Genomic DNA, 21483 nt, shown 5'->3' on the forward strand with positions numbered 1-21483 from the left:
TTCTGAGCTTGCTACGAAGCAGCTGCTTGAACCGTGCAGCGGGCATTGGTCTCACCTTTCGCGAATCCCAGTGGACATTTCCGAAATTAGGCTTCCGTGATCTCGGCGGTCAACGCGTCCAAGGCCGAAGGGATGAACGGGGATCGGCGTCATCAAAGGATCTGCTCCTGCGGGCTTCTCGCCGGTTGCGTACTCCAGGCCCGTTGTTCGGTCTCACGGACTTGCTCCTCGGCGGTCTGCTCCAGCCTTTTCATGGCGAACCGCAGGATCGGCGGTGCCATCAGCGGTGTGACGATGGCGATGAGGATGACGATCGTGTAGATCTCCACGCCGAGAATGCCCAGCCGCAGGCCGACCGTGGCCACCATGATCCCGATGACTCCGCGCGCGTTCAATCCGGCGCCGAGCGCCAGCCCTTCCCATTTGTTCAGACGGCTGAGCCGCGCACCGGCGTACACGCCGGCGAACTTGCCGATGATGGCCAATGCGAGCACCGCGAGCCCGGTGAGCAGGACGTCCGGGCGGATCAGCGCGGTGAGGTCCATCCGCAATCCGGCCGTGGCGAAGAAGAGCGGCGCGAACACCGACAGGACGACGGTACGCAGGGGAGCGAGCCTGGCCGGGTCCACCTTGCCCGCCGTACCGATCAGGATCCCGCAGATGAAAGCCCCGAAAAGGGCCTCCAGGCCGAGGGCGTGCGTTCCGGCCGAGGCGAGGAGAAGCAGTGCGACGACGGCGCCGACCGTGGTCCAGTCACCGTCGGACTTGCCGGCGAGGTGCAGTACACCCCGCACCAACGGCCTGCCGAGGGTGAGTGCGAACACGACGATGGCGACCAGGTAGGCGAGGGAGAGCAGCACGGTGCCCGCGGTCACGGCCTGGATCGCCATCGCGCTGACGACGGACAGCATCAGCCAGCCGAACACGTCGTCGATCATTCCCGCCGCGAGCGTGAGCTGTCCGACGTTGCGGTGCAACAGGTTCATGTCAATGAGGGTTTTGGCGATGACGGGGATGGCGCTGACGCACAGCGCCACGCCGAGGAACAGCGCGAAGACGGTGAGGTCGGTCCCCTCGGGGATCAGTGCCTTCGGCAGGACGAATCCCGCGCCGATGCCCAGGCCGAGAGGAATGATCAAACCGCCGAAGCCGACTCCGGCGGCGGCACCGAAGCGCCGCCGGACCATGCCCATGTCCATCTGCATGCCGGTGAGACCGACCAGCAGCAGGACACCGATCTGGCCGACGGCGTCGAGAAGGTGGTACTGCTCGGCGACGGCCGGGAACAGCCGTCCGTGCAGTCCCGGTGCGGCCCACGCCAGCAGCGAAGGCCCGAGGATCACCCCGACGAACAGTTCGCCGACGACAGCCGGCATTCCGAACCTTGTGGCCAGCCGCCCGAAAACGAGGGCCAGCAGGAGCAGGAGGCCGGCCTGGAGCAAGAAGATCAGGAGACTGTGGGCGGCGATCGGCGCGATCGGCGCGGGAAGCGAGAGAAGCACCTTACTCCTTCAGGAAAGATTCACCGCGGAGACGCACTGCGGAGGGTCGACATGAGCACCGGCGACGTGGCCTTCGCCGACGGGAAAGCCGGCCGGATCTTCAGCGGCTTCCAGCGACCTTCGTGCGCAACCGCCGGGCCGCGCTCACCGAGTCGCAGCCCGCCAGGCCCAACGCGTTCCGGAGTTCGACGGCGAGCAGGTCGAGCACCTGCCGCGCGCCGTCCTGGCCGTCCGCGGCCAGCCCCCACATGAAGGGCCGTCCGACCAGTATGCCCGAGGCGCCCAGCGCCGCCGCCTTGAGAATGTCGCCGCCGGTCCGGATTCCGCCGTCCAGCAACACTTCGCACCCGCCGGCGACCGCTTCCGCGATCTCCTGCAGCATCTCGATTCCCGGTACGGCACCGTCCAACTGACGGCCTCCGTGGTTGGACACCACGATCCCGGCGGCGCCCGCGTCGACGGCGCGTGTGGCGTCCTCGACCGCGAGGATTCCCTTGAGCACCAACGGAAGGTCCGTATGCCTGCGCACCGCCTCGACGGATTCCCAAGTGGCCGGGGCGAATTCGCGTGCGGTGTGGTCGGCGACGGCCGAAAGTCCTTCGGTACGCCGGTGCGCGGCAGCCCCCGCGTCGAAGTTGGCCGCCGTCACCGTTTCCGGCAGTGCGAAGCCGTTCCGCATGTCCCGCAGCCGCCGCCCCATCCACGGCACGTCCACGGTGAACACGATCGCCTCGCAGCCGGCGTCCTCCGCACGGCGTACGAGCTCCAGTGATCGTTTCTCGTCACGCAGCCAGTACAGCTGGAACCACGGCCGTCCGCCGACGGCCGCGATCTCCTCCAGCGGGACACTGCTCAACGTGCAGATGGTGTACGGCACACCGGCGTCCCGCGCCGCACGTGCCGCCGCGAGCTCACCTTCGGGATGGAACAACCGCTGGTACGCGACCGGCGCGACCGCCACGGGAAGCGCGGCGCGCCTGCCGAGTACCTCGGCCTCGGTGGTACTGCCGGTCAGCTCACGCAACATCCGGGGGATCACGAAGATCCGCTCGAACGCGGTGCGATTGGCCGCCAGCGATACCTCGGCGCCGCTGCCCCCGGCGAGAAAATCCCAGATCTCGCCGGGGAGAACCGCCTTCGCGGCACGTTCGAGGTCGGCCAGGCAGAGGTGGGTCATCGCCGGGCGGGGCCGAGCTTGCTCTGCCCGGTGCGCTCCAGCTCGACGGCTTCGTACAGGGCCTTGATGTTGGAGCTGCCGAAGGTGCCGGCACCCTGGCGCTCGATGATCTCGAAGAAGATCGTCTTACGCGGATGCGTGGAAGCGGTGAAGATCTGGAACAGCTGGCCGCCGTGGTCCTCGTCGGCGAGCAGCTTCGTCTCGCGCAGGTCGTCCAGCGAGTGCGTCTCCAGTTCGATCCGCCCGCCGAGCATGTCGTAGTAGGCGTCCGGCGTCTTCAGGAACTCGACGCCGCGCGAGGAAAGCTCCTTGACCGCGGTGACCGCGTCCGGGCTGGTGAAGGCGATGTGCTGGACGCCCGAACCGTGGTGCTCCTTGATGAAGTCGTCGATCTGGCCGGGGTCGGCGGTCTTGTCGGGCTCGATCAGCGTGAGGGTGACCGCCCCCGACAGGCTCTGCACGACGGTGGAGTTCATCGCCTGGGCACCGACCACGATGTGCTCTTCGAAGATCTGCTTGAACCCGAGGGCACGCTCGTAGAACGCCACCGTGGGGCCGAGATCGCCCGCGTTCAGGCAGACCGCGAAGTGGTCGATCTCCCCCAGCTCCACGCCACCCTTGCCGCGGACGGCTTCCTCGGTGCCGTCGCTCTCGATCAGGGTGTGCACGACGTCGCCGAAACCGCTGACGGTGGCGGTGACGACCGAGTCCCCGCGCTTCTCCGGCTCGCGGACGGGTTCCGCGCCGCCCTTCACCGCGGCCGCGAAGGCGGCGGCCACGTCGGGAGTGCGCAGCGCGATGTCGGCCACCCCTTCGCCGTGGGTCTGCAAGTACGTGGCCCCCGGGTGCCGGTCCGACAGCGGCTCGGTGAGGACGAGCGTGATCGCGGCGTGCCGCAACGTCACGCTACGGTGGTCCTCCGACCGGTCGGTGGTGACGACGGAGAAGTCGTACCGGTCCTTCCAGCCGGTCGCGGCCGCCTCGAGGTCGGCCACGTACATTTCCACATGGTCGATCTCGAAATTCTGCGTGCTTTCCTGAGCAGACAAGACAATCCTCCGTGGAATAGATGTGATCCTCAAGCACAGGATGACGTGAAGCCATTTCCGCATCAACGTTGTCCGCTTGACACTTCCGTCCACATCGGACGGACGGGTCAGCGGCCGGTGAACCGCACCGGGAGTTCCCGGTACCCCTGCACGACGACCGCACGCAGCCAGGCCGGCTCCTTCACCAGCTCCACCCGCGAAACCCGCTCGGCCACCTCCCGCAGCACGACCGCCAGCTCGATCCGCGCGAGCGCGGAGCCGAGACAGTGGTGCATGCCGTGCCCGAAGGCGATGTGCCGGTTGGGTTTCCGCCCCGGCCTGAACGTGTCGGGATCGTCGAAGACGGCGGGATCCCGGTTCGCGGCCGGCAACCACGCGACCACCGGCGTACCCGCCTCCAAGTCGTGGCCGTTGATCGTGACCTCACCGGTGGTCACCCGCAGCACGTGCATCGCGGGCGAGGTCCAGCGCAGCACTTCGTCCACGACGGTGTCGACGTCCGCGCTCCCGTCACGCACCTGGTCCAGCAGCCCTGGCACCGTGGCGAAAGCGTGCACCGCGCCGGTGATCGCATGGCGCGTGGTCTCGTTTCCGCCGATCAACACGTTGTCGCAGTTGAGCAACACGTCGTCGATCGAAAGTTCGCCGTCGGAAAGGAGGGTGCTGACGAGGTCTTCGCCGGGGCTCGCGCGGCGCGCGGTGATCAGCTCGTCGAAATAGACGAGGATCTCGGTATGCGCCTGGCGCGGCGTCATCCCGTCGAACAGCTCGTCCTCGCCGCCGAACGCGTGATTGGTCAGGTCGATGAGCATGCCCTGGTCCTCGACGGGCACACCGAGGATTTCGCAGACGACGGCGGCGGGGATCCGCGGGCCGATCGCGGCGGCGACGTCGCACACCTCACCCTCGAGCACTTGGTCGAGTACTCCGCGCACTTCGGCGCGCACCCGCTCCGAGAGCTTCCGCGCGGACGCCCTCGAAAGCAGTGGCCCGACCAGTTTGCGCAGTTTCCGGTGCTGATCCTGTTCGGACACCACCATCATCTGGCCACCCGAGTTGTCGGGATGGTCGCGGTCGAAGCCGATCATCATCCCGTATTCGGAGGTGAACGGGGCGGACGGGCCGAGCACCGCGGCGCACGCCTGATGCGAGAACACCGACCAGAAGCCGCCGGGGGAGCTACCCGGCTCGCTCCACACCATCGCGTCTTCCGCCGCGTACGCCCGCCACCGGTCGTGCCGGTCCAAAGTCGTGTACAGGTCGGGATTGCCGAGGTCGACGGCTGCCGTCGTCTGCATGAGTGGTCTCCAGGTCAGGTGTGGGCGCCGTCGAGCACCTTGGCGAGCCGTGCCACTGTCGGCGCGTCGAAGAACGCCTGCACCCTCAGCCGGATCTTCAACCGTTCCCGGATCCGGCTCACGAGCCGGGTCGCGAGCAGCGAGTGACCGCCGATTTCGAAGAAGCTGTCTTCCACGCCGACACTGCTGACGCCGAGCACTTCGGCGAACAGTTCGGCAAGGATGATTTCCGTCGGCGTGAGCGGTTCCCGGCCCGCCGCGCGTCCGGCGTGCTCCTCTTCGGGAGTGGGCAGGGCGACCCTGTCGATCTTGCCGTTCGGCGAGACCGGCAGGCTGGGCAGACCGACGACCACGTCGGGCACCAGATATCCGGGCAGTTGCTCGCGAAGCGGCGGCAAGAGCCGATCGGCGGGCACGCGCGTTCCGCCGGTGCCGACGACATAGGCGACGAGCCTGTTCTCGTGTTCGGTCACCACCGCCTGGGCCACGCCGTCCACCGCCAGCAGGGCGGCTTCGACCTCGCCCGGCTCGATCCGGTGACCACGCACCTTCAGCTGGTCGTCGACCCGGCCGACGAAGACGTACTGGCCGTCCGAACGCACCCGCACCCGGTCTCCGGTGCGGTACATGCGCGCACCCGGGCCGCCGAAAGGATCCGGCAGGAAGCGCTCCGCCGTCGCGGCCGCTCTTCGGAGGTAACCGCGGGCGAGGCCGGGGCCCACCGTGTACAGCTCGCCGACGTCCCCGTCCTCGACGGGCTTCAGCCTGTCGTCCAGGACGTAGGTACGGACACCGGTGATCGGCCTGCCGATCGGCGGCGTCTCCTCACCGGTCAGGGGTTCGCTCGCGGTCACCGCGACGGTGGCCTCCGTCGGTCCGTACGCGTTGATCATCACGCGGTCCACGGCCCAGCGTTTCGCGACCGGAGCCGGGCAGGCCTCGCCGGCGACCAGGAGGGTCAGCCCGGCGGGCAGACCACCCGCCTCCTCCAGCGGCGCCAGCGCGGACGGCGGCAGCGTGACATGGGTGATGCGCTGATCCCGCACCAGCCTGCCGAGCGGCTCGCCGGGCACCAGATCCGGCGCGGAAGCCAGCACGAGACAGCCACCGGCCTGCCAGATCGGCCAGAACTCGGCGACCGCGGCGTCGAAGCTGGGGGACGCGAAGGCCAGCAACCTGCTCTCCGGCCCCAGTTTCTGACGGCGCACGTAGTCGTCGGCGAGGTTCGGGATGCCGCGATGCGTGACCAGCACGCCCTTCGGCCGTCCCGTCGAGCCCGAGGTGTAGATGACGTACGCGGGGTGATCCGGGCGCAACGGGCCGTTCCGGTCCTCGTCGGCCAGATTCGGCTCGGCGCGGCCCGGCTCCCGTTCCACGCTCAGCACGACAGGGGCGCCGGTCACGTCCTGACCCGGCAGGGACAACAGGCAGTGCGCCGACGTGTCGTCCAGCATCTGCCGCTTGCGCTCTTCCGGATAGTCCGGGTCGACCGGCACGTACGCGGCGCCCGCCTTGTGCACGGCCAAAACCGCGATGACGAACTCGATCGACCTCGGCATCGCCAGCGCGACGAGCCGCTCCGGGCCGATGCCGTGCGCCACGAGCCGCCGGGCGAGCCGGTTGGCCTCACCGTTCAACTCCGCGTAGGTGAGCGTGGTGGTGTCCATGGCCACCGCCGGACGATCCGGCAGCACGGCTGCGGTCGCCTCGAACAGGGCCGGTGTCGTGGCCGCCGAAAGGACGGTCATGCGGTCTCTCCCAGTGTCTCGCACGATTCGGTGCGGAGGAACCGGATCAGCTCGCGGTTCACCGCTTCCGGGTTCTCGAGGTAGCCGAAATGCCCGCACTCGGGAATCGTGCGGTAAGTCGCGCCGGGGATCGCCGAGGCCAGTTCGAGCCCGGCGGCCGGTGGCGCCACGAGGTCGTGCTCGAACGAGACGACGTGGCAGGGCACCTTGATGGCGCGATAGGCGTCGAGGCGATCCGGCAACGCGCTCAGCAACAACTGCGCCCGGATACCCGGACCACCCCACGACCCCGACGCCGCGAACAGGTCGAGCCAGTCTCCGGCGAGATCGTCGTCGGCGAGCGTCGCGGGCCCCAGGTTGTGCATGGCGCGGACGGCGGCGAGGAATCCCGCCGGCAACTCGATGCCCTGTTCGATCAGCTTCGCCTCACCCTCGGCGAGCTCCCGCTGGACGAGGCTGCTCTTGCCACAGGCCGCCATCAGCACGACCGAATGCAGCAGTTCCGGATGGGCGAGCGCGACCTCTTGCGCGATGTACGAACCCATCGACGTCCCGATCACGCGGCATGGCACCGCGTCGAGAAAGTCGATGAGGGCGGCCACATCCGAGACGAGATCTTCGATGGTGAAGCCGTCCGTGCCGTCGTCGCTCGGCGGAATCCCGCGATTGTCCATGGTGATCACACGAAAACCGGCGGCACGTAACGCGGGTACCTGATGCAGGTCCCACACCGAACTCGGCGCCCCGGTGCCGGTCAGCAGAAGAACGGGCGGGCCGTCACCACAGTCGTTGTAGGACAACCGGATCCCGTTCTCGGTTGTCAGCAGCATGATGCTCCTCCGGAAAAAAGGCTTTGGCGCGGATTCGACCGTACCTGCACAGATCGAGTGTCTGGAGGATTCGGTGCTGGACAGCCCGAACATTCCCGGCGTCCACGGACTTTTCTTGACACCTCAACGGCGTATGGAAATCCTAGTATTCATGGATTCAAACGGTCTGTCCACTCACTTGAACGTGGAAACGCTGCACGGATCGCTCACCGATCCGGCCATCTCGTCGATGAATCTGCTCAACGAGCTGATCGACGAATACCCTGTGGCCATTTCCATGGCGGCAGGCAGGCCGTACGAAGAGTTCTTCGACATCCGGCTCATTCACGAGTACATCGACGCCTATTGTGATCATCTCCGGCGTGACCGGAAAATGGCGGAGTCCGTGGTCACCCGCACGCTCTTCCAATACGGCACCACCAAGGGCGTCATCGCCGATCTCATCGCGCGCAATCTCGCCGAGGACGAGAACATCGACGCCGCCCCCGAATCCGTCGTCGTCACGGTGGGCGCGCAGGAGGCCATGTTCCTCGTCCTCCGCACCCTGCGGGCGGGCGACCGGGACGTCCTGCTCGCCCCCGCCCCCACCTACGTCGGCCTGACCGGGGCGGCGCTGCTCACCGACACCCCGGTGTGGCCGGTCCGCTCCACCGAAAACGGCATCGACCCGGAAGACCTCGTCCTCCAGCTGAAGCACGCCGACGAGCAGGGCAAGCGGGTGCGGGCCTGTTACGTGACCCCGAACTTCGCCAATCCCACCGGCACCAGCATGGATCTGCCGTCGCGCCGCCGTCTCCTCGATGTCGCCGAAACGCACGGGATCCTGCTCCTCGAAGACAACGCGTACGGCCTGTTCGGCTCCGAGCAGCTCCCCTCACTGAAGTCGCTCGACCGGTCGGGATCCGTGGTCTACCTCGGCTCCTTCGCCAAGACCGGCATGCCCGGCGCCCGCGTCGGCTTCGCGGTGGCGGACCAGCGGATGGCCGACGGCGGCCTGTTCGCCGACCAGCTCTCGAAGCTCAAGGGCATGCTCACGGTGAACACCTCCCCCATCGCGCAGGCCGTGATCGCCGGCAAACTCCTGCTCAACGATTTCAGCCTCACCAAGGCGAACGCGCGGGAAATCGCCATCTACCAACGCAATCTCCAGCTCACCCTGAGCGCGCTCGACCGCGAACTCGGCTCGTACGCCGACGTCAGCTGGAACACCCCGACGGGCGGGTTCTTCGTCACCGTCACGGTGCCGTTCGTCGTCGACGACGAATTGCTGGAAATCGCCGCCCGCGACCACGGCGTGCTGTTCACCCCGATGCATCATTTCTACGGCGGAAAGGGCGGCTTCCATCAGCTCCGGCTGTCGATCAGCCTGCTCACACCCGAATTGATCGAACAGGGCGTCGCGCGGCTCGCGGCGCTCATCACGCCGCGGCTCCCCTGAGTGGAATCGTGAGGGGTAAGGCAAACGTGGCGTGTCTCGGGCGAGACGGCGGGCTGGGTGACGCGACACCCGCCCTCGCGTGTTACCGAAGGACATGAAGGCCCCCTTCCTTGCGTCTAACGCAAGGAAGGGGGCCTTCCTGTACTTCACGACCAGCCGCCGAAGTCACAACCGCCCCACCGTCACCAGGGACCACATCCGACGGTAGCGAAAGCCTCCTTCCCTACTGTCAGAGTAGGAAAGGAGGCCCTCACTACCAGGAGAACGCCTACGCAGCAGCGGGCACCGGCCCCACGCCACGCCACCTTTGCCTTTTCCCCTCAATAACCCGAATCGCCACACACGACCCCCTCGGACCTTCTGACGGCTTCCTCAGTGCAGGTAGCGCTCGAGGAAAGCCCGCTCGGAAACGGTGAAGCGCCGCGGCTTGGCGGTGTCCTGGTCGACTGCCGCGATCGTCGAACGGGCCTCGATGTGCACCCCTTCGTCCGAGCGGATCTCCGCGGCCAGTTCGCAACTGGCCCAGCTGACCTTGGTCACCCACGACTCGATCCGCACCGAACGCCGCCCGAACCCGAGCGGCCTGCGGTAGTCGACCTCGTGCCGGACGATCACCATCCCCACCGACGGCAGCCCGCCGCGGTCCTCCCGCAGGGCGCCGGCGTAATCGAGGTAGAGGGCGATCCTCGCGTCTTCCAGGTACTCGACGAAACGGGCGTTGTTGACGTGGCCGTGGGCGTCGATGTCCGCGAAGCGGATCTGGCGGTCATAAGTGTGCCGCCTGGAAGTCTCCCGCACCTCGATCGGACGGCCTTCGGCCGCGAGCTGGGTGACGGCCTCGGTCATCAGGTACCCCCGGATGGTCGTGACGGTCCGGCGACTTGGTTCACCGGATCCGCTCTGTGGTGAGAAGGTGTCGCCGCACGCACCGAGAAGGGAGGATCCGGCACCTGCGCACCCGGATCCTCCCTCTCGGATCGCTCACCTCACGCGGAACCTGACGCCGGTCCGGCGTTGGCGTCGAAGGAGCTGCCGGCGTAGTTCGGATGGATGACGGAGGCGGCATACGTGACGGGTGCGGCCAGCATGGCCGTGACGCCGACGACGAGCCCGGCCTTGACCAGGGCCGCGGGGGCGTTTTCGCGCACCCGCGCCAGGATCAGCAGGGCGAGAGCGACCGTGCCGAGCACGAGCGTGCCCCATTTCGCCCACGGCAGGAAGTTCGGATAGTGGGACCACAGCCAGGCACCCCAGGCCAGTTCGGCCGCGATCGCGATCGGCAGTAGCCAGGCCTGCTTGCCGCCACGCTGGTAGGCCCGCCAGAACATCACGATGCCAAGGGCGGAAAGGGCGGCGATCGCCGGCGCGAGTGAGGCAACGTACGCGGTGTGCGCGACGGCGCTCGCACTGAAGACGAAACCGAAAGTCGCCAGCCACACGCCCCACATCACCAGCCCGCCGCGCACCGGGTCGGTGCGTTCGGCCCGGCGCCACCACCGGAGCCCGCAGATCAGTGACAGCACGGTGAGCGGGAACAGCCAGGCGATCGCGACGCCGAGGTGACCGTCGAACAGTTTGGTCCAGCCCATCGGATCCGGCCTGCTCTCCACCTTGGACACGTCCCCTCCCGGGGGCCCGCCCAGTTGCCCCGCACCGATCGGCGGCAGGCCGTGCGCCTTCGGGCCGACCTTCGGGCGACCGTTCGACCCGGGGCCCTCCTTGGCCTTCGGCCCGACCTTCGGCCCGTTCCTGCCGTTGGCGTCCGCGGCGCCCGGCAGGTCGATGCCCACGCGCCCGAGGCCGTTGTATCCGAACACCATGGCGACGGCGCTGTTGTTCGTGCTCCCACTGACGTACGGCCGGGAACTGGCCGGGGTGAAGGTGTAAAGCGCGACCCACGAGAGCGACACCGCCAGCATCACCACGCCGGCGATCCCCAGATGCCGCAGCCGCAGGCGCCGTCCGATCGGCGCGGTCAGCAGGTAGCCGATCGCCAGCGCGGGCAGGATCATCCACGCCTGCATCATCTTCGCCTGAAAGCCCAGCCCGATCCAGACTCCCGCCCAGACGAGGGACCGAAGCCGCGCCTCGAGGACGGCCCGCTGATACGCGTCGACCGCGAGGACCAGGCACATGGTCAGCAGGCCGTCCTGCATGCTGTGCCCGAACATGGACGCGACGACCGGGGTGAACGCGAAGATACCCGCCGCGAGCAGGCCGGGGACCACGCCTGCCCACCGCCGCACGACCCGGTACATCACCAGCACCGAGATCACGCCCTCGATCACCTGCGGCAGCGCCAGCGACCAGGCGTGGTAGCCGAAGATCTTGGCCGAGATGGCCTGCGGTACGAAAGAACCCGCCAGCTTGTCGAGGGTGTACGTGGCCTCCGCGTCGACGGCGCCGAAGAAGAACGCCTTCCAGCTCCCCGACATGCTCTTGACGGCGTCCGCGTACAGCGGCGCGTAGTCGACGAACGGCAGGCTCGCGGCATAGAGCACCATCGCCGCGAAAGCTATGCCCAGCAACACCGGCCGGGCCCAACGCGGCTGATCGGACGGCGACCGCCAGACCGCCCAACGGTTCGCTCCGCCACCGGGCCCTGGGTCCGGGGACCGCGACGGCAGATAGGTCAGTGTTGCGGACATTCCGATACCTCCGGCGTGATACGGCATCGCGGGTGGCGAATCAGGGACTTCGGTCTCAGCCGAGGGCGGGAGAGGCGGTGGACTTGCCGACGGTCACGACCGGCCAGGTCGTTTCGCCGTATCCGCCATGGGGTGAAGCCTTCCGAGCATGCGTTTCGAGTCGCTCCAGCAGATTCTTGTCCCGCCCGTTCAGCATCGACAGCTGGGACGGGTAGTACTCCACGGACTCGAACTTCCGTACCCGTGCCTCCGGTTCGACGGAGGTGAAATCGGGCGAACCGAGCTGGAATCCCTGCGGCAATTCGACCGCGCCAGGCCGGAATACCGCGTAGGGGAGGTCTTCCCAAAGCCGGACGGGAACGTTCATCTCGGCCGCGGCGAGCAGTGCGGCGTCTCGCGCGGTCTCGTGATCGGGATGGCCACCGATGGCCGCGCACGTGACGAGCAGCGTGGGATCGCCTTCCTCGATGAGCGACTTGATGTCGTCCTTGATCTCGGCGACGAGATCGTGATCCCGCTCCGGCGCCTTCTCGTTGATCGCCAGCTTTTGCCCGCCTTCCACGTGATCCGCCAGCCAGCCGCCATCGGGCAGCTTGCGGTAGATCGTGTCGAGGAACCGGCCGTGCCGGTAGCCCACCTTCAGATGGCCGAGCGCGGCGACGTCCTCCTCCCGGCGATAAAGCGGCGCGTCGTCATCCGGTGAAAGACCCCAGATCGCGTGCATCCGCTCCGCCGCGGGAGAATAGGGAGGAGGCGCGGTACCGGCGAACACCGTGTAGACGGTCACCTTCGCGCCGTCTTGCGCCGCTTGGGTGAGGCAGGCCCCGAAAGACAGGACCGCGTCGTCCAAATGAGGGGAAATCGCCAGTAACCGGGTCGCGCCGGCGTCGGGGAACATGGGGTTCAGTTTGGTGACGGACTCGCCACCCGACAACGGGGAACCCTGGACGGAAGACACCACGTCTTCACCTCTCTCGACCGTGAAACGGCCGTATAGGACGCTTTTACGGAAGCGGAAGATGACCGGCGTACTCGTACCAGTGCCGCCCGGCCTTCAAATGGGCGACCACCGCCCTTTCCAGGGAGGTGCGCTGGGGAAGTTCGTCCAGCGGCTCGCCGTTGTAATGGAACACGAACTCCAGGATCGCGTCGTCCCCAGGCTCGGGATCGCCCTCGATACGCGTCCACGCCCGCCTGAACCGGATGATGTGGGACTCCTCGGAGAGGTATTCCTCCAGCTGCGGATCGAGCAACCACGATGTGCCGGTCAGCACGTCGGCGCCGTGCTCGGGGAAATGCCGGTCGAAGAACGGGCGGGCAAGGCACAGCGAGTCGTAGAAGATGGTGCCTTTCAGCGGTCCGCCCGCTTCGGGGATGTGCAGACCGAGCTCGGGAGTGCCGTCACGGCCGACGGCGAGGCTGAATTGGAGACGGCCGAGCTGGTAGACGATGCCGCTCAGGAAGTAGGCGGTCCACCATTGCGTGTTCATGCCGCCCTCGCCATGCTTGCGGCGATACGTGGCGACCGAATCCCCCAGTTGCGCCAAGGTCTCCCAGGTGACCTTCTCGGGGATTCCCCGGCTCTCGTGGAAGCCGCGCACCGCCGGAACGGTCGCGAGGAAGACGTACACATGGAAGTAACGCCCGGCGGCACCTGTCCCGGACGGCAGGTTCGGCGCACCCCGCCGCTTCACCCGGCAGTCGCCCATGTTCCGGATGATCGCGTGGTGGGTGCGTTCGAGCAGCCACCACAGGGCCGGGTCACGATCCGGCCCTGGAGTGGCCGCCACGATCTCCTCGACGTCGAGCTCCGGCACCCCCAACCGCCGCAAGAGCTCTCGTGCCTCGTCGCCCTGCGGCAGTCGTACCGGCTCGGGAGGCGAGCCGAGCTTCTCGAGGTCCGAGAGCCAGGCCAAACTCCTCTCGTCCTCCATCTTCAGCGCACTGCGTACGGTTTCGGCATCCATCGGCGACCGCCCTCGGTTTTGACGACTCGGTGTGGTTAGGCCGTAACAGCCGGCTTGTTCCGGCTGACCGCCTCGAACAACAGGTTCGCGGCCACGCTCGCCCCGTCGGTACGGACGGTGCCTGCCACCGCCGAAGCCCGCGCCCGGGTCTCCGGGCTCAAGGCCGTCGCGAGCGCGGCCGACAAGGAATCGAAGGTCGGGGCCGGACCGTCGTGTGCCACCCCGACGCCCAGCTCGGCCACCCGGCCCGCGTAATACGGCTGATCGGTCATCTGGGGCACCACGACCTGCGGGACACCGGCCCGGGTGGCCGCGGTCGTCGTGCCCGCGCTGCCCGCGTGGACGACGGCGGCCACCCGGCCGAACAGCACCTGATGGTTCACCTCGCCCACCGCCAGGCAATCCTCCTGGTCGTCGGGAAGAGCCAGGTCCGCCCACCCTCGGGACAAGACCACCCGATGCCCCTGCGCACGAACCACCTCGACCGCCAGCCTGGCGGCGTCGGCGGGTGCCGGCCCACTGCCGAAACCCACGTAGACAGGCGGCGGCCCGGCGCGCAGAAACGCCTCCAGCTCCGACGGCAACGGCCTCGTATCGGGCAAGATCCACGCACCGGTCTGGACAGCCGCGAGATCCGTCGGCTGCAACGGGGCCAGCACCGCGTCCGCGGCGAGCCACGGGTGATCGGTGAACCCGTAATCGAAGATCTTCTCCACCGGCGCCAGCCCGATCGAAGCCCGGCGGCTGTTGAGCGCGTCGCCGAACCGCCGGTAGGCGCTCTGGTTGTTCCTCTCCCAGAGCGCGCGGTTGTCGGTCACGTCCGGTGCGGGCGGTTCACCGAGCGGTGGCGGCGGCGGGTAATACGGCGACGGCAGGTAGATCGGGCAGTAAAACGCGTAGAAATAAGGGATCCCCAGTTTCTCGGCCACCGACCGCACCCCGACCGCGGCGGCCAGCACGCCGGACGCGACCACCGCGTCGCACCCCTCGGCGGCCGCCGGAATCTTGTCGAACTGCAGGGCGATCGCCTCGGCCGAGAGCCGGGGCCCGTCCGCGGGTGTCGGCCGCTTCTTCCCGTGCAGCATCGCTCGCGCCGACTGGCCGACCGGTACCAGCGGCACGCCGACCTCGGCCAGCCGCTCCGCGGAGTCCGGCGGCGCGCACATCCGCACCTCGGCGCCGAGTGCGCGCAACCGCACCGCCAGCGCCACCAGCGGTTCGACATCTCCGCGGCTTCCGGACGTCGACAACAACACGCGCATGAGGTATTCCCCGATTCGTGGGTTCTGGTTCGCGGACCTGCTCGGTGCGGGTTACGCGGAAACGGCGGGCTTGTTCCGGCTGACCGCCTCGAACAACAGGTCCGCGGCCACCGACGTCCCGTCGACGCGGATCGTGCCTGCCACCGCCGAAGCCCGCGCCCGCGTCTCCGGGCTCAAGGCCGTCGCGAGCGCGGCCGACAAGGAATCGAAGGTCGGGGCCGGACCGTCGTGTGCCACCCCGACGCCCAGCTCGGCCACCCGGCCCGCGAAGTACGGCTGGTCGGCCTTCTGGGGCACCACGACCTGCGGGACACCGGCCCGGGTCGCCACGGTCGTCGTGCCCGCGCCGCCATGGTGCACGACGGCGGCCACCCGGCCGAACAGCGCCTGATGGTTCACCTCGCCCACCGCCAGGCAATCCCCCCGATCGTCGGGAAGCGCCAGTCCGGCCCAGCCCCTGGCGAGCACCACCCGGTACCCCTGCGCCCGGACCGCCTCGATGGCCACCGTGGCCACATCGGTGGGCGCGGGCCCGCTACCGAAGCTCACGTAAACCGGGGGCGGGCCGGCGTTCAGGAACGCTTCCAGCTCCTCCGACAACGGCCGCTCGTCGGGCGAGATCCACGCGCCGGTCTGCACGGTGGCGACATCGGGCGGCGCCGGAGCCAGCACCGCGTCCGCGGCGAGCAGGGGTTCCTCGGTGAACCCGTAATCGAAGATCTTCTCCACCGGCGCCAATCCGACCGACGCCCGACGGCTGTTGAGCGGACCGCCGAACAGGTTGTAGGCGCCCTGATTACGCAGGTCCCGGTCCGTCGTCGGCAGATAGTTGGGGCAGTAGAAGGTGTAGAAGTAGGGAATACCCAGCTTTTCGGCCACCGACCGCACACCGACCGCGGCGGACACCAAACCGGTGGCGACCACCGCGTCACATCCCTCGGCGACCGCCGGGATCCGGTCGAACTGCTCGGCGATCGTCGCGTCCGCGAGCTCGGGCGCACCGGGCGCCGGCCCTCCCCCGCGGGCTCCTGCCCGCACCGGCGGGCCGATCCGGGTCAACGGTATGCCGACCTCGGCCATCCGCTCCACGTAGTCCGGCGGCGCGCACATGCGCACGTCGGCACCGCGCTCCCGCAACCGCAACGCCAGTGCCACCAACGGTTCGACATCTCCGCGTGTTCCATTACCGGAAAACAACACACGCATTTCGTATCCTCTGTTCCGTGGGTCCTTTGTCACGCCGGGTGATAGGGCAGCCATTTCATTCCGTCGGGCGAGGTCACCAGGCCGCCGGGGAACAGCGGCAGCTCGGGTTCGGCGTCTTCACCGAGCACCGCCCTCATCTGTTCCTGGCCCGCCTCCTGCATCACCTGCTTGACCACCTGCGACTTGTACAGCGGCACCATGCTGTCCTCGTCGCCACCGGCCATCTGGTCCACGGCCGCGGAGAACTCGGCGCTGCGCTCGACGATCCTGTCCGCCGGCGTCAACGCCGCCTCACCGGACGACACCCCACCGACCAGGTCCACGAACGACTCGATCTCGGTGTGCTGGTTGTTCGTGACCTTCTTCGCCTGCCAGAAGTACGAATCCTCGTTCACGTTCATCTGGTAGAACGAGGTGAGGAACTCGTAGAACACCCCGTACTCGCGCCGATAGCGTGCTTCGAACTCGGTCAAGGCGGTCTTCTCGTCGATGTCGCCGCCGAGAACACTGTTGATCGAGCGGGCCGCGAGCAGCCCGCTGTAAGTCGCCAGATGCACTCCGGAGGAGAACACGGGATCCACAAAGCACGCGGCATCACCGACGAGTATCATTCCAGGCCGCCAGAAAGACGTCTGATGGTACGAGTAATCCTTGCGAACCCGCAGCTCGCCATATTTACCGGACGTCACCCTGCGTGCGTCCGAAAGGTACTCCGAAATCAGCGGGCATTCGGCGATCAAGGCCTTGAGCGCCTTCTCCTGGTCGCCCTGGATCTTCTCCGCGTCCTCCCGGCGCACCACCGCGCCGACACTGGTCAGCGTGTCGCTCAGCGGAATGTACCAGAACCAGCCGCTGTCGAACGCGACACTCAGGATGTTCCCCGAATACGGGGCGGGCAGTCGTTTACCGCCCTCGAAATAGCCGAACAGCGCCAGGCTGCGGAAGAACTCCGAATAATTACGCGTGCCGCCGACTTGGGAGTACAGGCGACTCTTGTTGCCGGAAGCGTCGATCACGAAAGTCGCCGACACTTCACGCTGGTCACCGTCGGGATCGGTATAGCGCAGACCGGTGACCCGCTCACCCTCTTCCAGCACACCGGTGACCGTGCACTCCTCCCGTACCACCACGCCCTTGCGCCGCGCGTTGTTCAGCAGGATCTCGTCGAATCGCGCCCGCTCGACCTGATAGGCGAACGACGTCGGCCCGGTGATCCGCGGGGAAACGGAGAAGTGGAAAGTCCACGGCTCCGGACGAGCGCCCCAACGGAAAGTCCCGCCCCGCTTCACCGGAAAGCCCGCGGCCGCCAGTTCGTCCGTCACGCCGAGCATCCGGCAGATCCCGTGCACGGTGGACGGCAGCAACGATTCACCGATCTGGTACCGCGGAAAGGCCTCCTTCTCCAGCAGCAACACCCGATGCCCCTGCATGGCCACCAGCGAAGCCACCGTCGAACCACCCGGCCCGCCTCCGGCCACCACCACATCGAACTCTTCGACCGACATCTCCCACCATTCCTCTGTCAAATAGCACTTCGCCGGGTGACTACCAGGTGACCGGCAACCGGTCCGGGCAATCGATGAACGCGTTTCGCAGCTTCACTTCCTCGACCGGTACCGCCAGCGCGAGCCCGGGAAAACGCCGCCACAGCGTCCGATAGGCCATGCGCAGCACCGTTCTCGCCACCGCGGCGCCCACGCAGTAATGGATGCCGTGCCCGAACGCGACATCCGAGACAGAAGCACGCTTCGCGTCGAGAACGTTGGGATTCGGCGTCAGCGCTTCATCCCGGTTGGCCATCAAGATCGAGCACAGAACATAATCCCCGGCCTTGATCAGCTTGCCGTCGACGACGACGTCACGGATGGCCATCCGTGGATTCGGCTGCTGCACGGGCGAGAGGTAACGCAGGAGTTCCGCGACCACGCGATCCACATTCTCGGGACCTTCGAAGATCAGGTCTTTCTGTCCGGGGTCGTCCAGCAGTGCGAGCACCCCGAAGCCGATCATCCCCGCGACGGTCTCGACACCACCGAGGAGCAGCGCCGTGCACAGGCCTTTCAGTTCCTCATCCGTGACGTTCTCGCCGTGCTCTCGGACGAGCATGCCGACGAACCCCTCGTCAGGGTCCTTCCGCTGCCGGGTGATGAGGCTGTCCAGATACCGGTTGAACGCCGCGCTGTCGGCCGCCCGCGCCTTGAATCCGCGGCTGATATCGACATTCCGCCTGATCCGCCGGATGAATTCGGCCCGGTCATCACGCGGAATGCCGAGCAGTTCGCACAGCACGCCGCCGCCGACCGGGTCGGCGAACAATCCCTGGAGGTCCGCGTGCGGTCCCTCGGCCTCCATCTCGTCGAGACGATCGTCGATGAGTTCCTGGATCGCGGGTTCCAGCCGCCGGATCCGCCGGACGGTGAACTCGGGTGTCAGCATCCGCCGCAGCCGCGTGTGTTCCGGCGGATCGTAGGTCGAGATCTGCCCGACGAATTGCGGCGCCATGGGGACTTCTTCGCCGTTGGTCGTCCGTTGTGCTTCCGCCTCGGTCAGCCGGGGCCGCGTGGTGAAGTTCTCGTGATCGCCGAGGATCTTCCGGACGACGTCGTAGCCGAGGGCCTGCCAAACGTAGCCCTTGCCGAGCTGGGTGGAGGCGTCCCCGAGTATCCGGACCAGCGATCCCTTCTCCCGCAACGCGAACATGTCCTCGTGCGGATCGCAGTGCGTCCTCATCATGTAGTTCGCGGTCGGCTCCACGGCCGGCGCGACCTCGTCGATTGCGTGCTCCATACCGAGTGGAAGCTCCTTCATTGACCAGGAATTGCGGTCCGTGCCGTTGCCGCGCCGCAATCTTCATCCGTGATCGGGCGGGACGTCCAGCGCCGCCATGGACGCCTCAGGTGGGCGGTGGGTCAAGGGGGTCGTGAGTGGTAAGTGACGTTCTAACGTCACTTACCACTCACGACCACCCTGACCCACGCCTCACCCGCCCTTCCCTCACCACTCGACCATCAGGCTCGTAAGTCCGTAAGCCGGGGTGGTCAGGCGGAACATGGTCTCCTTGGCGGGATCCGCGAGCCTGAGCCCGGGAAAACGCCGCCACAGCAAGGAGAAGACCGTACGCAGTTCGAGGCGGGCCAGCGAAGCGCCGATACAGTGGTGGATCCCGTGCCCGAAGGCCACATGCGGCGCGGGCTGCCGCGTGAGATCGAGCCGGTCCGGATCCGGCACCAGCGCCGGGTCGCGGTTCGCCATGGGGAGCGAGCAGAGAACGGTCTCGCCCTGCTTGATCACCTCGTCCCCGATGACGACGTCCTCCATGGCCGTCCGGGGTGTCGGGGCGTACGGCACCGTCAGGTAGCGGATCAATTCGTCGACCGCCCGTTCCGCCGACTGGTCGTCACCCCGCACCGCGGCGATCTGCTCAGGATGCCGTAGCAGCGCCAGGACCCCCAGTCCGATCATGCCGGAGATGTTGTCGTCGCCGGCGAGCATCACCTGCACGCAGAAGCCTCTCAGCTCCTCGTCGGTGGCATCGTCACCATGTTCGGCGACGACCGCTCCGATCAGCCCTTCGCCGGGTTCTTTCCGGTTCCTGGCGATCATCGCCAGCAGGTAGCGGGAGAACGCCTCGCCGGCGGCCGCCCGCTTCCGTTGACTGCGCGTGGCGTCGAGATGCCCGTGGCACAGGCTCGTGAACATGGCGCGGTCATCCCGGGGAACGCCGATGAGCTCGCACAACACGGCTCCCGGCACCTCGTCGGCGACGAGTTCGATCACGTCGGCCGGCGATCCCGCGTCCTCCATGGCATCGAGCCGTTCCGACACGATCTGTTCGATGTACGGCTCCATGCGCCGCATCTTGCGCAGGGTGAACCCCGGGGTCAGCTTCTGCCGCAACCGGGTGTGTTCGGGAGGGTCGTAGTCCATCAGGTTGCCGACCAGTTCCTTCGGCCGGAAGATGCCCTCCCCGCCGGCCTCGTCCCGCTGATGCCAGCGGCGCCGCGTGCTGAACCGCTTGTGGTCACCCAAAACCTGGCGCACGACCGCGTGGCCCGCAGCCATCCAGGTGGTCTCGGCGTCCGCCCCGGTTCCCACGGTGACCCTCGACAGCGGACCGGCGGCGCGCAGTTCTCCCGCCGGATCGAGATCCTGCCTGCGAATGTGGATCGGGCGCGTGTCGTCACCACTCAAGGGGGAGCTCCTCGAGGTTGAACGGCGCGGGCTTGCCGGGGACGAACCGCAGTTCCTCCTCCGGGACCGCGAGCCGCAGCGCCGGGAACCGGCGCGCCAGTAGCGGCAGCGCGACCCGCAGCTCGAGCCTGGCCAGCGGAGCGCCGACACAGTGGTGGATGCCGTGACCGAAGGCGAGATGCCCCGGGCTGTTGTCCCGGGTGATGTCGAACTTGTCCCCGAGCGCGCGGTTGACCGCCAGCATCGAGCAGGTCAGCACGTCACCGGCGTGGATCTCGTACCCGGCGATGTTCAAGTCGACGAGCGCCGTCCGAGGAGACGGGGCCTCGACGATCGTCGGGTACCGTAGGACTTCTTCGGTCGCGCTGTCCACCAGCTCCGGACGTTCGCGCAGCAGCGACAGCTGGGCGGGGTTCGTCGCGAACAGCAGCACCGCGACCGCCAGCTGGGCGGCCATCTGCTCGACGGCCACGATCAGGATCGCCTCGGCGAGCCCGGACAGTTCCTCGTCGCTGACCTTGTCCCCGTGCTCACGTGCGATGAATCCGATCAGCTCGTCGCCGGGATCGCGGCGTTCGCGGGCCGCGAGCTTTTCGCAGTAGTTGACGACACCGAGGCTCGACTGGACCCGCTGCTTGGGGATCCGGCTCTCCCGGCTGTCCCGGATCATCCGCGACAGATCGGCCTGATCGTCGCGCGGGACACCGAGGAACTCGCAAGCGATGAGCGCCGGGATGGGCCAGCCCGCGTAGCGGACGAAGTCGATCGGCGAGCCCATGCTCTCCAGATCGTCAAGGCCCTCTTCGATGATCTCTTCGACCCGCGGCCGCAACCGCTCGATCCGCCGGACGCTGAACGCCGGGGCCACCGTCCCGCGCAGGCGGGTGTGGTCGGGCGGATCGTAGGCCTGCAGGATCCCCGGCAGATGGGCCCGCTCCGCCTCGTCGTCGACCGGTCGCATCGAACTGAACCGGGTGGCGTCGGCGAGGATCTCGCGCACTTCGTCGTATCCGGTGACCAGCCATTGCCGTCGGCCGTCCAGCCCCGTCTCGGTGTCGTACTCGTGCAGCGGGCCCTTCTGTCGCAACGCGCAGAGCTCCGGCGCCGGATCGAGCCGGATCCGCTGATGCGGTAAGGGAACTACCATGATTCTCCTCGGGCTTTCTG

17 protein-coding genes are annotated in these 21483 nt (G+C 67.6%); 1 reads left to right on the top strand and 16 read right to left on the bottom strand.

The features are described from left to right. Positions 1–152: 152 nt before the first annotated feature. The 6 genes from DMH03_RS34460 to DMH03_RS34485 all read right to left on the bottom strand — a co-directional run bounded on the left by DMH03_RS34460 (position 153) and on the right by DMH03_RS34485 (position 7604). The gene (locus DMH03_RS34460; protein WP_125796189.1) at positions 153–1502 is read right to left on the bottom strand and encodes a cation:proton antiporter; all 1350 of its coding nucleotides are present in this window, start codon (positions 1500–1502) and stop codon (positions 153–155) included. A 100-nt stretch (positions 1503–1602) separates the two neighbouring features. Next, positions 1603–2679 carry an alpha-hydroxy acid oxidase gene (locus DMH03_RS34465; protein WP_125796190.1) on the bottom strand — a complete coding sequence of 359 codons (1077 nt, stop codon included), beginning with the start codon at positions 2677–2679 and terminating at the stop codon, positions 1603–1605. Beyond that, positions 2676–3728 (bottom strand): 4-hydroxyphenylpyruvate dioxygenase, encoded by a 1053-nt coding sequence (gene hppD, locus DMH03_RS34470; protein WP_125796191.1) that lies wholly within the window; start codon positions 3726–3728, stop codon positions 2676–2678. The genes DMH03_RS34465 and hppD overlap by 4 nt, the downstream gene beginning before the upstream one ends. Positions 3729–3835: 107 nt before the next feature. Next, a complete protein-coding gene (locus DMH03_RS34475; RefSeq protein ID WP_125796192.1) occupies positions 3836–5026 on the bottom strand; it encodes a cytochrome P450 in 1191 nt (396 codons plus the stop codon). 14 nt (positions 5027–5040) lie between these two features. Beyond that, positions 5041–6774 (bottom strand): amino acid adenylation domain-containing protein, encoded by a 1734-nt coding sequence (locus DMH03_RS34480; protein WP_125796193.1) that lies wholly within the window; start codon positions 6772–6774, stop codon positions 5041–5043. Continuing rightward, positions 6771–7604, bottom strand: a complete 834-nt coding sequence (locus tag DMH03_RS34485) for an alpha/beta fold hydrolase (protein WP_125796194.1) — start codon at positions 7602–7604, stop codon at positions 6771–6773. The genes DMH03_RS34480 and DMH03_RS34485 overlap by 4 nt, the downstream gene beginning before the upstream one ends. A 151-nt stretch (positions 7605–7755) precedes the next feature. On the opposite strand from DMH03_RS34485, the gene DMH03_RS34490 reads away from it, so the two are divergent. After that, on the top strand, positions 7756–9042 hold the full coding sequence (locus DMH03_RS34490; RefSeq protein WP_125796195.1) for a PLP-dependent aminotransferase family protein: 1287 nt from the start codon (positions 7756–7758) through the stop codon (positions 9040–9042). 372 nt (positions 9043–9414) lie between these two features. Here the strand turns inward: DMH03_RS34490 and DMH03_RS34495 are convergent, their stop codons facing one another. From DMH03_RS34495 to DMH03_RS34540, 10 genes are all read right to left on the bottom strand, one after another. Further along, a complete protein-coding gene (locus DMH03_RS34495; protein ID WP_125796196.1) occupies positions 9415–9888 on the bottom strand; it encodes a thioesterase family protein in 474 nt (157 codons plus the stop codon). Between the two features lie 140 nt (positions 9889–10028). Next, positions 10029–11690, bottom strand: coding sequence for a glycosyltransferase family 39 protein (locus tag DMH03_RS34500; protein ID WP_125796197.1), 1662 nt, complete (start codon positions 11688–11690; stop codon positions 10029–10031). 55 nt (positions 11691–11745) lie between these two features. After that, entirely contained in the window at positions 11746–12651 is a 906-nt protein-coding gene (locus DMH03_RS34505) for a PIG-L deacetylase family protein (protein ID WP_233611793.1), read from the bottom strand. A gap of 43 nt (positions 12652–12694) precedes the next feature. Continuing rightward, positions 12695–13657, bottom strand: a complete 963-nt coding sequence (locus tag DMH03_RS34510; protein ID WP_125796198.1) for an acyltransferase domain-containing protein — start codon at positions 13655–13657, stop codon at positions 12695–12697. A 35-nt stretch (positions 13658–13692) separates the two neighbouring features. Then, positions 13693–14919, bottom strand: a complete 1227-nt coding sequence (locus DMH03_RS34515; protein ID WP_125796199.1) for a glycosyltransferase — start codon at positions 14917–14919, stop codon at positions 13693–13695. A 51-nt stretch (positions 14920–14970) separates the two neighbouring features. After that, a complete protein-coding gene (locus DMH03_RS34520) occupies positions 14971–16125 on the bottom strand; it encodes a glycosyltransferase (protein WP_125796200.1) in 1155 nt (384 codons plus the stop codon). A gap of 29 nt (positions 16126–16154) precedes the next feature. Beyond that, positions 16155–17630 (bottom strand): tryptophan halogenase family protein, encoded by a 1476-nt coding sequence (locus DMH03_RS34525; RefSeq protein WP_125796201.1) that lies wholly within the window; start codon positions 17628–17630, stop codon positions 16155–16157. 40 nt (positions 17631–17670) lie between these two features. Further along, positions 17671–18912 (bottom strand): cytochrome P450, encoded by a 1242-nt coding sequence (locus DMH03_RS34530; RefSeq protein WP_125796202.1) that lies wholly within the window; start codon positions 18910–18912, stop codon positions 17671–17673. A gap of 207 nt (positions 18913–19119) precedes the next feature. After that, the gene (locus tag DMH03_RS34535) at positions 19120–20316 is read right to left on the bottom strand and encodes a cytochrome P450 (RefSeq protein WP_125796203.1); all 1197 of its coding nucleotides are present in this window, start codon (positions 20314–20316) and stop codon (positions 19120–19122) included. Continuing rightward, on the bottom strand, positions 20306–21463 hold the full coding sequence (locus DMH03_RS34540) for a cytochrome P450 (protein WP_125796204.1): 1158 nt from the start codon (positions 21461–21463) through the stop codon (positions 20306–20308). Before DMH03_RS34540 ends, DMH03_RS34535 begins: the two co-directional genes overlap by 11 nt. Positions 21464–21483: the final 20 nt, after the last annotated feature.

The organism is Amycolatopsis sp. WAC 01376, from assembly GCF_003947415.1.
Taxonomy (GTDB): Bacteria; Actinomycetota; Actinomycetes; order Mycobacteriales; family Pseudonocardiaceae; genus Amycolatopsis.

Bases quoted from the DNA above. Each gene is read 5' to 3' on its own strand.
- DMH03_RS34465 (WP_125796190.1), bottom strand. From the start codon at position 2,679: ATGACCCACCTCTGCCTGGCCGACCTCGAACGTGCCGCGAAGGCGGTT.
- DMH03_RS34475 (WP_125796192.1), bottom strand. From the start codon at position 5,026: ATGCAGACGACGGCAGCCGTCGACCTCGGCAATCCCGACCTGTACACG.
- DMH03_RS34480 (WP_125796193.1), bottom strand. From the start codon at position 6,774: ATGACCGTCCTTTCGGCGGCCACGACACCGGCCCTGTTCGAGGCGACC.
- DMH03_RS34485 (WP_125796194.1), bottom strand. From the start codon at position 7,604: ATGCTGCTGACAACCGAGAACGGGATCCGGTTGTCCTACAACGACTGT.
- DMH03_RS34490 (WP_125796195.1), top strand. From the start codon at position 7,756: ATGGATTCAAACGGTCTGTCCACTCACTTGAACGTGGAAACGCTGCAC.
- DMH03_RS34495 (WP_125796196.1), bottom strand. From the start codon at position 9,888: ATGACCGAGGCCGTCACCCAGCTCGCGGCCGAAGGCCGTCCGATCGAG.
- DMH03_RS34500 (WP_125796197.1), bottom strand. From the start codon at position 11,690: ATGTCCGCAACACTGACCTATCTGCCGTCGCGGTCCCCGGACCCAGGG.
- DMH03_RS34510 (WP_125796198.1), bottom strand. From the start codon at position 13,657: ATGGATGCCGAAACCGTACGCAGTGCGCTGAAGATGGAGGACGAGAGG.
- DMH03_RS34515 (WP_125796199.1), bottom strand. From the start codon at position 14,919: ATGCGCGTGTTGTTGTCGACGTCCGGAAGCCGCGGAGATGTCGAACCG.
- DMH03_RS34520 (WP_125796200.1), bottom strand. From the start codon at position 16,125: ATGCGTGTGTTGTTTTCCGGTAATGGAACACGCGGAGATGTCGAACCG.
- DMH03_RS34525 (WP_125796201.1), bottom strand. From the start codon at position 17,630: ATGTCGGTCGAAGAGTTCGATGTGGTGGTGGCCGGAGGCGGGCCGGGT.
- DMH03_RS34530 (WP_125796202.1), bottom strand. From the start codon at position 18,912: ATGGAGCACGCAATCGACGAGGTCGCGCCGGCCGTGGAGCCGACCGCG.
- DMH03_RS34540 (WP_125796204.1), bottom strand. From the start codon at position 21,463: ATGGTAGTTCCCTTACCGCATCAGCGGATCCGGCTCGATCCGGCGCCG.